Genomic DNA, 12,275 nt, shown 5'->3' on the forward strand with positions numbered 1-12,275 from the left:
GTTTGACTTAAGTCAAGAAAACCAACTCGAATACTCACTAAACGCTAAACGTAACGGATTTAGTCATTAACCAATAATTAACATGAATATATCTTTTGAATATATTCGCATGGCGCATTTGTTTTGACGGAATTTTACACTACGGCGAATTGACCCCAGCCACGGGCTGTGCCTTAATATCCTTCTCGCCCCCGGTGGGTATCTCAGGAAACTTTGCGTGAGTCAGGCAACCAGTATGCGAAACAGACGGCAATTTAACGGCCGCATGACCCGTATCATACTTCTTATCAGCTTCCTCTTTTTCTTCGGTCGCTTTGTCTACTCTTCTATTGGTGCCTGGTATCATCATCAGGACAAAAAAGAGTCACAGCAGACCAGCCTGACGGTGGACAGCACCACGCAGCGCCAGCCTTAACGAGACCGTCAATCAACATCACCTGATATCTGCGGCGACAGACGACGCGCGGCCTTCACTGCATTGCGGCAAAAAAAAACCGGCAGCACAGGCTACCGGCCTCTTATATGACCTGAATAAAGACTAACGGAATACCGAGATGGCCTCCGCCAGACGCGTCGCCTGATGCGTCAGATTTCCCGAGGCTCTGGCCCCTTCCTGCACCCGTGCCGCGTTACGGTGGGTGATCTTATCCAGATCCTCGACGGCCAGACTCACCTCGCTCAGCGCCGTGGCCTGCTCCGCCGTTGCAGCGCTGATCTGCGCGATCAGCAGGGTGACGTTCTGCACGCGGTTGACGATCTCCTGCATCGTTTTGCCCGCATCGTCCGCCAGATTGCTGCCGGAATCCACGTGCCCGACGCTGGTCTCGATGAGCTGTTTGATCTCGCTGGCGGCTTGGGCGCTGCGCTGTGCCAGGCTGCGGACTTCGCCCGCCACCACCGCAAACCCTTTCCCCTGCTCCCCTGCCCGCGCCGCTTCAACGGCCGCGTTTAGCGCCAGGATATTGGTCTGGAAGGCGATGCTGTCGATAATGCTGGTGATGCTGGCTATCTGTCGGGAACTGTCGGCGATGGCGGCCATCATATCGATCATCTTATCCATCACCTGACCGCCCTCTTGTGCCGCATCGCGCGTTTTCTGCGACAGCGTACGCACTTCGGCAGCCGTTTCAGTATTGCTCTTGACGGTGGCCGTGAGCTGGTTCATCGTCGCCGCCGCCTGCTGAACGTTGGACGCGGCCTGCTCGGTTTGCGCGCTCAGGTCGTTATTACCTTCCCGCAGCGCGTTAGAGGATTTCAGGACGCTCACCGCCTGGCCGCTGACGTCATCAATCAGCCAGCGGAACATCAGCCCGAGCTGGTTAATGGCGCGCAGGGTAACGCCCACTTCATCCACCCGATTCATTAAATCGACCTGCTGTAGTTCGCCGCTGGCGACCTTCAGCGCCTGCTCGCGCAGACGCTCGACCGGACGCACAATCTGCGCTTCCAGCCAGAGCGTCGCCACCAGCAACAGCAGCGCCAGGAACCCACTAAACAGCCCCACTTCCCCGACCGCCAGCCCGCTTGCCCAGCCGAGCAGCACGCCGAGAAGCAGCGTAGCAATCATTGTCGATCGCAGCCGCCAGCGCAGCGACATGGTGACAAACATCGACCGCCAGCGCATCAGGCCGGTACGGACAATCAGCCCCTTATGGAAACGTCGGCTGCCCGCCTCATCCTTGCGGAACTGGCGATACAGCTCTTCCGTCGCGGACACCTCAGCCGCAGAAGGACAGGTGCGCACGGACATATAGCCCTTGACCTGCCCCTGACGGATCACCGGGATGGCGTTGGCGCGCACCCAGTAATGGTCGCCGTTTTTACGGCGGTTCTTGACCAGCGCCGTCCAGGGCTCGCCCTGCTTCAGCGTCGCCCACATATCGGCGAAGGCTTCTTTAGGCATATCCGGGTGACGCACCAGGTTGTGGGGCTGATCCTTGATTTCATCCAGGGTAAAACCGCTGACATCAATAAACGCGTCGTTGGCGTAATTGATATAGCTATTGGGATCGGTCGTGGACATCAGGGTTGCGTCATTGTCGAAAGCGTACTCTTGATGCGTAACAGGCTCATTAATGCGCATAGTTATAATTCCCGAACAAATGAAAACGAAAAGATCCTGGAGAGGTATTTCTGTTAACGGCATATTCCAAAGCAACTTTATTTTTTGTATGTGATAAGCATTTGAAATATGCGATATATTCTTCTGACTTCGGTATGATTTTGAGCTTGTTATAAAGCGTAGCCGATGGAAAAAGAAGGTGGGGGTTATTCGGGATATTGACTGACGAAATGTTGATAAAAAATAAGATCGTGGACGGGAAAATGGAAGTTGGTGTTAGCGTTTTGAGTAACGTTTAAAAGCCCCAACCTGGAGCTTTATCGGGCAAGCGGCCTGGACGGTAAAGCAAAAACTGCAGCATGTCAGAGCGAGTCCCGACGCTGTTCGCCACCCTGTTCACGCGACTCGATAAAATCATCCGTCACGTCCTCCCCTTCAAACCAGTCATCCCAGTCATCTTCAACGGGTGTAGGATGCGGCGGGTTATGATCGCTTTTTAGCTGTCTGACCTTCTCCATTTATCACCTCCGGAAAATGAATGTCCCGGAATAATACCCCTACAAAAACAGAGTTAAATACTTTATTTCTGCCAGATAGCGGAAGTACAGCAACGGTTCCATTTTTCGCTATATCGAACTGACTATTCATTTAAAAGTGCGGTCAGCGACGCAAAAACTCACCTGTTATTAACGGCATATCAGCGTGGCGATCCTCTCCTCTCTGCGCCCCCTTTTTCCTCTCCAGTCGCACTGCTATACTGTATGAAAATACAGCATCAAAGAGAGATTATGGTACGACGTCAGTCCGCCACCCACCGACGTGTTGAAGCCGCGGAAATTTATGAATACCCCGAACATCTGCGGCCCTGGCTGGAAGCGCTCCCTTCCCTGCCCGGCGTCTATGTGTTTCACAGCGATAGCGAAACCCTCCCGCTGTACATCGGCAAAAGCGTCAATCTGCGCAGCCGCGTGCTGTCGCACCTGCGTACCCAGGATGAAGCCGCCATGCTGCGCCAGTCCCGACGCATCACCTGGATCCGCACGGCCGGTGAAGTCGGCGCGCTGCTGCTGGAAGCGAAAATGATCAAAGAGCAGCAGCCGCTGTTTAATAAGCGTCTGCGCCGCAACCGACAGCTCTGCTCCCTGCTGCTGACGGGCAGCCAGCCGCAGATCGTCTACGCCAAAGAGATCGATTTCTCCTGCCAGCCGGGCCTGTACGGGCTGTTTGCCAACCGCCGTGCGGCACTGCAGGCGCTGCAAAGCATCGCCGACGAGCATCAGCTTTGCTACGGACTGCTGGGGCTGGAGTCACTCACCCACGGCCGGGGCTGTTTTCGTTCCGCGCTAAAACGCTGCGCCGGGGCCTGCTGCGGCAGAGAAAGCATTGAGGCCCACCAGCAGCGGCTGATGGATGCCCTCGCCCAGCTCCAGCTGGTGTGCTGGCCCTGGCAAGGTGCCATCGCCCTGCAGGAGCAAAGCGGCGATCTCACTCAGTACCATATCATCCGCAACTGGCTGTGGCTGGGAACGGTGGAGTCCCTGGAAGAGACTGAAACCCTGTGCCGCCTGCCCGCCGGGTTCGACCACGACGGCTATAAAATATTATGCAAGCCTCTGCTAACTGGAGATGTGGAAGTGATAGAGTTGTGACTTCGTGACAAAAGGATTTTAGTCGCCCGGCGTCACTCTTTTTAAGGGAATAAATGATGTTTAATTTTAGCCGTACCCTTACCGCAATGGCGCTGCTGACGCTCCCCGCGTCGGCACTGGCAATGGACTGCACAAAAGCCACTCAGAAAGATGAGATTGCGATCTGCCATAGCCCCACTCTGCTCCAGCTGGATGCCGTTCTGAATAAAAGCTATGCCCTGGCGCGACAGCAAACCGATAAAGAGCAGTTAAAAAACGCGCAGCTCGACTGGCTCAAATCGCGCCAGCAGTGCGGGGACGATACTACCTGCCTGGGAAACCGCTATATTGGGCGGATAAAAACCCTGGCCGCCGTCGAGAATATTTCCGTTATCCATAACGCCTCAAAGCAGTGGGACTTTGTCCTCTCCGCCTCCGGCTGCAACCCGGAAGATTCATACCCCAGATGTGAAGGATCGGGCATGCTGGATGTCTTTGCCAAAGGGAGCGGAAAGCTGGTTCAACACCTGCCGCTCAGCACGGTATTTCTCGAACTGGACAGCACCGGCAAAGCCACAACAAACCTGGTCGAAATGTATGGCGACAATAACAGCGGCCTGGTCATCGATGATATGAATTTTGATGGCCACGACGATATCGCCCTGCGCGCCGGCAACGAGGGCGCCTACGGCGGCCCGTCTTATGACGTGTATCTTTATCAGTCCGTGTCTAAACGCTTTGTGCTAAGCGACGCGCTAACCCAGCTGGGCAGTGAGAATCTGGGGCTGTTCGGCGTGGACCCGGAGCGGAAAACGCTGACAACCTGGACCAAAAGCGGCTGCTGCTGGCACCAGTCCAGCGTCTGGAAAGTCGAGAACAACCAGCCGGTGCTGATTGAGGAAATCACCGAAGATGCCACAAACCCGAACCTCCCGGACAAGATGACAATCACTACCCGTAAGCTGGTTAACGGAAAATGGCAGGTCAGGGAAAAAGAAGTGAAGACGCCGGAATGACACCGCAGCCATGTGCGGTCGCTCACAAAGAACGCAACTGAGTTCTAAACACGGCTACCTTTAAGGAATACCCTATTAAGGCCACAAAACCGTGGCATATTTATGGATACCAAAAGATGAAGAAGGCATTCGCAGTGCTGTTTGTTTTGTTGTCTCTGGGTTCTATCTCGCAGTCTTACGCAGGAAACTGCCAAAGCCCGGACGATCGCGCATCGGATGGTTCTCGCTGTGGCGGTCGCTCTGCTGACTCTCGCCCAGGCGGGAATTGATAAATTAAGGCCGCTTCGGCGGCCTTTTTACCTTACTCTACGCATCCACCCAATTCGTTCTAATCTGCTGCATCCGTATCGACTCGGGCGGAGGAAAACCCGCACCAGAGGCAAAGGATTTACGCCAAGGATCCATAACAGCCTCAATAAATAGCGAAAAAGAGAGCGAGGTGCCGGAGCAAATGGGGCTGGGCGTTGGTGACTCTTTAAACCAGCGCCGCCTGGCAATCAGGGGCTACTTCTGACTTCTGTACAGTGCCAAAACATCTTCCGCGAATTTATCGTCACGGATATAGAAGTAGCATTCCGGCACATCCAGAACTCTGGCAAATTCGCAGACCAGCTCATATGTCGGCTTATGGGTACCGTTTTCGTAATGGGATAAACGAGAATAGGCCGTCGCTTCTTCAATGCCCGCCATCACACCCAGCTTTTCCTGAGTCAGCTTTGCCTGCAAGCGTGCTTCCTTCAACCTTCTGGCGATCATACCGTGCTCCCTGTGAGAAATTCACGGTAATCTTTAGCATTGCTCAAGAACGCTTATCTTTAGAGTTCATAAAGATGGGCTTTAAAAGCATGAAGACAGCAATGATTCTGGTCTACTCCTCCCACTTAACATTCTCTCCTGCATACAACTTCAGCATCGCCTCGGCAAAACGATCGTCACGAGTATAGAAATACCCTTCCGGCACATTGAGTACCTCAGCAAAGCGGCAAACCAGCTCATACTTAGGTTTGTGCCTGCCATTTTCATAATGAGACATGCGCGAATACCCCGTTTCTTCACTCACTCCTGCTGCAGTCGCTAGTTCCTCTTGCGACATATTTGCTAGCTCTCTCGCAACTCTAAGACGTGCTGGCACCATAACCCGATCCTTTAAGTGGTTACATTGACAGCATCTTTAGCATTCCTTAAGATGAGGCACCTTTAGAGTTACTAAAGATAACGAGCAAAACCTTAACAAGCTAATTGAAGTCTTTTAATTCGAGGAAATGGAAATGACTCAGAAAGACTGGCACAAAGCCGACATTATCGCTGCGCTACACAAACGTGGCACCAGCATGGCAAAACTCTCGCGTGAGGCTGGACTGGCCTCTTCCACACTGGCAAATACGTTGACCAGACCGTGGCCGAAAGGGGAATGGCTGATTGCCACTGCGTTAGAACTGCATCCGGGGGAGATTTGGCCGGAAAGGTATGCTGGGGCTGGAAGTGAACGGGTTCCGAGGAAAGTAATATAAAAAATATGACGATACTTAGTTCGAATCTGTAGCCTGCATATATAAATTATTAATACTAACACCCTAGACAAATCAAATAGGAAGAGTCAATTAATGCTATCTCTTCCTATATAAAAATGGTAATAACATTACACTACGATTAATATTTATTTTTTCCCAAAACAACTCTCTCCTTTTCGATCATGCATAATATAATAGACCTCGCATTTTATACGATATGCAGAGAAAAAATCGCGCAACGCGACATGTAGCTCATGAGCCCAATCAAGCCGAATTGAATCCCTGTCGAAAAAGCCACGAATTACTTCTTGACTTTCACGAAGGTGAAACACATCGTTCCTGAATTTTCTTAGAGCATCTGCATGCTGCTTCATTAGCCTGCCAACTTTATCTGATATTGAAACCAATTCTTTAAATTCTTCTGGCCGCTCAATTTGTAACAAAATACGCATATTAAGTTTTCTAAAACCCTCACAAGTCACAGCTAAAAAACCGAGCCAGGTTGAGAGATAAATGCCATTATCAATCATTTCACGCTGATTTAAACGATCATTTCTTTGCCATTTATCATTCAGCTTTTGGTGGTTTTTTAGCATAAGTTCGGCAGCTTGAAAATAGTGCGACTGGAGTACAAAAACATGGTCATGGTTACGACCGGGAAGTATGTCACCTTCATGCCTAAAATACACATCCGATGCATATTTTAGTGGTGTGGTGGAAACATAGTAGAGGTCATTACCTAGATGGTTCAGTTGTCCTGCTTCATATGCTTCCTTTAAGCATTCAGCCACTTCGTGTATATCAGAAAAACCGTAATTTGGTAGGTTATCACCTGCAAATCGAGTAAGCCACCATGAATTGAATCCCCCAAATTCACCTTGCTCACCAAAATCGAAATCAATATCTCCGATTTCAAAAACAACCAGACATCCTGCACCATGTTTATAATATTTCGAACCGTCCTCAAGCTCTCCATAAAAGGGTATATCTGCATTAATCCAATCATATCGACTGGATGGCATAAGAATTCCGGAGCGGTACATAGTTATTACCGCAGCATAAACACTTTTTTGATAGTCATTAATTAAAAAAGTGAGCTCATTCATTTAATAACCTTCCACACGCTGATCAAATCCTTACCTCCCTCATACTTCAACTATTTACAATTTCATCCCTGATGACTTTAGCGAGGAGCATAAAGAAAGGAACAAAACATAATACTAATTTTATACTTATAATTAAAAAACACCTCACTAAGTCAGATGAGACAATCGCGAGGTGCAATTTATTACATGGCTTGAACATCCCCCCTCAAGCCAGATCAATTATCCCGTGACTGACTCCTCAAACATTCGACTGCAGCCTCAAGCAACTTACAATCAGGTATAAGAGATCCCCATTCTTTCCAGAAATCTCGCGTTGCACTATCAGGCTTAACTTTTGGCTTATCTAATTTTATCCGAGTTGGTAGAAGAACCGCATCACCCAGCAACAGTGCCTCGCCGGTATCAAGTAAGGGAAGCATTGCTGTTAAACCAACGAGCGAATCCGGCATTAGTCTCTTAATAACGCTTTGGTCACTGTCGTTTGTCAACCTGAGGGCCAAGAAGTTATTACACTGAGAAAGGATCGTCCGACTCACATCCGAAGGTCGCTGACTAACAACAAGCAAAGAGAAACCGTACTTACGACCTTCCTTAGCAATACGCTCAAAAGACCATAGAGCCTGTCTTTGTACAGAATCTGCATCATCTTTAACCGGTAAATAGAGATGCGCTTCATCACATAGTAAAGTGACCGGTGTGCGTGCATCTGCCTTCATCCAAAACTGAACATCATAGAGTAGACGGGCCAATGTTCCAGTGACAACAGGCAACACATCAGGTGGTACCTCAGAGAAATCAATAATTTTGATACCGTTGCCAGAATCTGCTCGAAGTAACTTTATGATTTGCATAGCGAGCCAGTCATAATTTAGTGCAACGGGTGGAGGGGAGAACATAAAACCATAGCGGCGATCCTCAAGCTTAGCTTCTAAACGCGATATAAAGCGTGTCAGCTTGTCTTCCCAATCCCCTTTTACTGCACTCCCATTTTTCCCCACACCTTTGGTAGTATTATCCGTTTTTAGGTGTGTCACTAGGTCAGAAATCGCATACGGGATAGGTGAATCGACTGTAAAGGTTTCTTTGACTTTTACTTTGCCAAACTTATCTAAGGTTGCTCCTTTAAGTTCCCGAACATGCATGGTGAAGCGAGAAGCTTGGTTCGGTGCGTTCTGATCACTGCGATCTAAAATCATCGATAGCATCTCGTCGCGGTTTAGTAGCCAGTACGGGAGAAAGAGCGTATCGTCCTTAGGTGCGGCAAGATCTCCTGGACCAGCAATCCGGAAACGTTGTGCAAAACCGCCTTCACTAGTATCAGCTAAAGGTTTGTATTCACCGTGCATATCAAACACAACAATATTAGGGAATTTCAACTTGGCCGCTCGTTCAAGAATCAGAGCAACTGCCCAACTTTTACCAGAACCGGTACTGCCTAGAATGGCGGCGTGTCGTTGGAAAAATCTGTCACCACTGGCTATGGCTTCAGCACTCTGATCTGCAACAAAAGTTCCCAACTTCAGCCGCTCTTCGTCAGATAATCCTGCCCCCAATATGCCCATGAAACGTTGCAAATTTCCCCCTTCGATCACAAAGCAGTCTCGATCAATTTGGGGGAAACTATCTGCGCCACGTTTAAAGGTGTCGGATTTTTCTCCATCGACAGTACGATAGGTGCCTATGACAAATGCCTGCATATGATCTGTGGGTGAGATCGTTAGTGCTCCAAACTCCCCGTTTTCCGGATCAGGCAGTTCTTCGCGAAGAGAACGTGTTACACGGTCTGTCATTCCAATCAAAAACTCCGCCTGCGTCGCTCCCTTGATAGCAATAAGCTGGCCGATTCCCACACGGGTCAACATCTCGGAATTGGTAACATCAATAGCCACCCGACTGGTGTCAACACCAGCTACACGACCGATTTGATCATTTTCATTAAACTTGAGAGCTGGGCTAGTCATACAGATAAAACTCCCTTAACAAATCCTTCGAGATCCCAGTAGTCTATACTGGGGTAAAATATTTCGGCCCCATCTATGATGAAGCGTGCGCCTTTAGTTCCATCTTCTTCACAGAACTCAACTGCAATCACGTTCTTGTTATTGATAGCAATATTTCTCGCTTTCTGAGAGAGAGTGAAAGTTAAAATAACTGTTTTTACTCCTGATTTAATACGAGGAGTTAGATGGGTTTCCAGATGATCATCATTGAAACCATATCCAATAATGAAAAAGCGGCGAGCCTTGTCAATCGCATCATTAGCCTTCTCACGATGCTTATCAAAAGGACTCTCATAGCCACTACGAAATTTGTTTAATCCTGGAGTGATAATTAGACGTGGGAGAGGCAAAGCTCCTGCATAGCGTACTGGATTACCCTCACGATAGTACCAATCAAGACTGCCATGCGGCTTAAAAATATTCACCTTAGACGCGAACTTGTAACGTACATTTTTACCTACCAATTTTACATTACGGCAAAAACTCCAAGAGCTCCCCTGCGGTTCTAGTCTCGCAGCAAAATGGCCACAAAACATTGTATCAACTCCCAAACCAGCTTCCTCACACGCAATCTCGGCAAGGCGGTCATAGTTGGTTGTCACAATTGGTATGCCTGAATCTGGACTCAATAAGTGAGGGATTAGCTTTGTTAGTCGAAGTGTTTTCTTATGATTAAAAACTTCTGAAATGATGTTAGCTTCAGCAATAGCTATAAAATCGCCAGTACTTTGTACAATAGCCGCTTCAAGCGTAGGTGTAGGTGCATGTTTTAGTAAAGCAGCCTCCAAACCGTCTGCTTTGATATGCGGATGTATCTTTTTCCACAGCCTTATGTCATCTGAAGAAAGGCGGGAAGGGAGATAATTGATGAGATGGTCAGCCAGTTCTCTCATCCCGGGCACGCCCTCTGCACAGGATAGTCCGGAGCCAATAATCAGAACGAGTCCATCACCAAGATGTTCTTGCAGTTGTTTTTTCAATGCACTTAGTTCCACTGGCTCCTACCTTAGTCGCAGCACTATATCCACAGGAAAGATACCTCAGCGATTCTTAGACTGTATGAAATTACTTTCATTGGAATCTTAGTTTATTCCTACTTCCCCACCCCAGTTAATTTAATTTTAATATCATAAAAAAAATTTGTAATCATCCCCATATCACGTAAAAAATCGAGTATTAGATTTGGATCTCATTATTACAATATCATGTAGGCAAGATATTTTGCGATTTCAAGGACTCGTTAAACAATGCTGAATTGCAGTTAAAAAAAAGCCCGCTATTAAGCGGGCTAAAATATATTATATTTTGATTTAGCGAGAACTTATTCCCACTCAATCGTCGCCGGTGGCTTCCCGCTGATGTCGTACACCACGCGCGATATCCCATTAACTTCGTTGATAATGCGGTTAGACACACGACCCAGGAAGTCATACGGCAGATGCGCCCAGTGGGCGGTCATAAAGTCGATGGTTTCGACCGCGCGCAGGGAGACGACCCAGTCGTATTTACGACCGTCGCCCATGACGCCGACGGAGCGGACCGGCAGGAAGACGGTGAAGGCCTGGCTGACTTTATTGTAGAGGTCGGCTTTATGCAGCTCTTCGATAAAGATAGCGTCGGCACGGCGCAGCAGGTCGCAGTACTCTTTCTTCACTTCGCCCAGCACGCGCACGCCGAGGCCCGGACCCGGGAACGGGTGACGGTAGAGCATGGCGTACGGCAGGCCCAGTTCGAGACCGATTTTGCGCACTTCGTCTTTAAACAGCTCGCGCAGCGGCTCGACGAGGCCCATCTTCATCTCTTTCGGCAGGCCGCCCACGTTGTGGTGAGATTTGATGACGTGTGCTTTACCGGTCGCAGACGCAGCGGATTCGATAACGTCAGGGTAGATGGTGCCCTGTGCCAGCCACTTCACATCCTGCAGCTTCAGCGCTTCTTCGTCGAACACTTCAACAAATACGCGGCCGATGATTTTACGTTTGGCTTCCGGATCGTTCTCGCCGGCCAGCGCGGTCAGGAAGCGCTCTTCGCCTTCCACGTGGACGATGTTCAGACCGAAGTGGTCGCCGAACATATCCATTACCTGCTCGGCTTCGTTCAGACGCAGCAGGCCGTTATCCACGAACACGCAGGTCAGGTTGCTGCCGATAGCGCGGTGCAGCAGCATCGCGGTAACGGAGGAGTCCACGCCGCCGGAGAGGCCGAGGATCACTTTATCGTCGCCCACCTGCTGGCGGATGCGCTCAACGGCATCGTCGATGATTTTTGCCGGGGTCCACAGAGCTTCACACTGGCAGATATCCAGAACAAAACGCTCCAGCATACGCTGGCCCTGACGGGTGTGGGTCACTTCCGGGTGGAACTGCACGCCGTAGAAGCGTTTTTCTTCGTTGGCCATAATGGCAAACGGGCAGGTCTCGGTGCTGGCAACGGTGACGAAGTCTGCCGGGATAGCGGTGACTTTGTCGCCGTGGCTCATCCACACGTCGAGCAGCGCGTTGCCGTCGGCGGTCAGGGCATCTTCGATGTCGCGGATCAGAGCGCTCTGCGCTTTGACTTCTACCTGTGCATAGCCGAACTCGCGTTCGCTAGAGCCTTCAACGTGGCCACCCAGCTGCATCGCCATAGTCTGCATACCGTAGCAGACGCCAAAGACCGGTACACCGGCTTCGAAGACGTACTGCGGCGCACGCGGGCTGTTGTTTTCGGTGGTGCTTTCCGGGCCGCCGGAGAGGATGATGCCGCTCGGATTAAATTCACGGATCTGTGCTTCAGTAACGTCCCAGGCCCAGAGTTCACAGTAGACGCCCAGTTCACGCACGCGGCGCGCAACCAGCTGGGTGTACTGGGAGCCGAAGTCGAGGATAAGAATGCGATGCTTATGGATATTTTCGGTCATTGACACTAGTTCCGAGGCAAGTGAAACAAATCAAAACGCCCGGCTCAAGCCGG

General features: G+C 50.0%; 12 protein-coding genes. 4 read left to right on the forward strand and 8 right to left on the reverse strand.

The annotated features are described in order from the left end of the window. Positions 1-217 precede the first annotated feature (217 nt). Positions 218-415 (forward strand): YfgG family protein, encoded by a 198-nt coding sequence (locus EDF81_RS07905; RefSeq protein ID WP_123347520.1) that lies wholly within the window; start codon positions 218-220, stop codon positions 413-415. Positions 416-538: 123 nt separating this feature from the next. Here the strand turns inward: EDF81_RS07905 and EDF81_RS07910 are convergent, their stop codons facing one another. Next, positions 539-2,083, reverse strand: a complete 1,545-nt coding sequence (locus tag EDF81_RS07910) for a PAS domain-containing methyl-accepting chemotaxis protein (RefSeq protein WP_123347521.1) — start codon at positions 2,081-2,083, stop codon at positions 539-541. A 341-nt stretch (positions 2,084-2,424) separates the two neighbouring features. Beyond that, positions 2,425-2,580, reverse strand: coding sequence for a hypothetical protein (locus EDF81_RS24050; RefSeq protein WP_184999474.1), 156 nt, complete (start codon positions 2,578-2,580; stop codon positions 2,425-2,427). Positions 2,581-2,850: 270 nt separating this feature from the next. Between EDF81_RS24050 and cho the strand changes: the two genes are divergently transcribed. Further along, on the forward strand, positions 2,851-3,711 hold the full coding sequence (cho, locus tag EDF81_RS07915) for an excinuclease Cho (protein ID WP_123347522.1): 861 nt from the start codon (positions 2,851-2,853) through the stop codon (positions 3,709-3,711). A gap of 53 nt (positions 3,712-3,764) precedes the next feature. Next, positions 3,765-4,706, forward strand: coding sequence for a lysozyme inhibitor LprI family protein (locus EDF81_RS07920; protein ID WP_311316597.1), 942 nt, complete (start codon positions 3,765-3,767; stop codon positions 4,704-4,706). 504 nt (positions 4,707-5,210) lie between these two features. Here the strand turns inward: EDF81_RS07920 and EDF81_RS07930 are convergent. Both EDF81_RS07930 and EDF81_RS07935 read right to left on the reverse strand, forming a co-directional pair. Beyond that, complete coding sequence (locus EDF81_RS07930) at positions 5,211-5,462, reverse strand: helix-turn-helix transcriptional regulator (protein ID WP_123347525.1); 252 nt, start codon at positions 5,460-5,462, stop codon at positions 5,211-5,213. A 112-nt stretch (positions 5,463-5,574) separates the two neighbouring features. After that, entirely contained in the window at positions 5,575-5,841 is a 267-nt protein-coding gene (locus tag EDF81_RS07935) for a helix-turn-helix domain-containing protein (RefSeq protein ID WP_123347526.1), read from the reverse strand. 133 nt (positions 5,842-5,974) lie between these two features. Between EDF81_RS07935 and EDF81_RS07940 the strand changes: the two genes are divergently transcribed. Further along, positions 5,975-6,217 (forward strand): helix-turn-helix transcriptional regulator, encoded by a 243-nt coding sequence (locus EDF81_RS07940; protein WP_123347527.1) that lies wholly within the window; start codon positions 5,975-5,977, stop codon positions 6,215-6,217. Between the two features lie 146 nt (positions 6,218-6,363). On the opposite strand, the gene EDF81_RS07945 is transcribed toward EDF81_RS07940, so the two are convergent. The 4 genes from EDF81_RS07945 to guaA form a co-directional block, all read right to left on the reverse strand. Beyond that, positions 6,364-7,323: a DUF6896 domain-containing protein gene (locus EDF81_RS07945; RefSeq protein ID WP_123347528.1), complete on the reverse strand. Its 960-nt coding sequence runs from the start codon at positions 7,321-7,323 to the stop codon at positions 6,364-6,366. Positions 7,324-7,538: 215 nt separating this feature from the next. Continuing rightward, positions 7,539-9,284: an ATP-binding protein gene (locus EDF81_RS07950; protein WP_123347529.1), complete on the reverse strand. Its 1,746-nt coding sequence runs from the start codon at positions 9,282-9,284 to the stop codon at positions 7,539-7,541. Further along, positions 9,281-10,318: an SIR2 family protein gene (locus EDF81_RS07955; RefSeq protein WP_123347530.1), complete on the reverse strand. Its 1,038-nt coding sequence runs from the start codon at positions 10,316-10,318 to the stop codon at positions 9,281-9,283. The genes EDF81_RS07950 and EDF81_RS07955 overlap by 4 nt, the downstream gene beginning before the upstream one ends. A gap of 326 nt (positions 10,319-10,644) precedes the next feature. Then, positions 10,645-12,222, reverse strand: a complete 1,578-nt coding sequence (guaA, locus tag EDF81_RS07960; protein WP_123347531.1) for a glutamine-hydrolyzing GMP synthase — start codon at positions 12,220-12,222, stop codon at positions 10,645-10,647. Between the last annotated feature and the right edge of the window lie 53 nt (positions 12,223-12,275).

It is taken from the genome of Enterobacter sp. BIGb0383, assembly GCF_003751845.1.
Lineage (GTDB): Bacteria > Pseudomonadota > Gammaproteobacteria > Enterobacterales > Enterobacteriaceae > BIGb0383.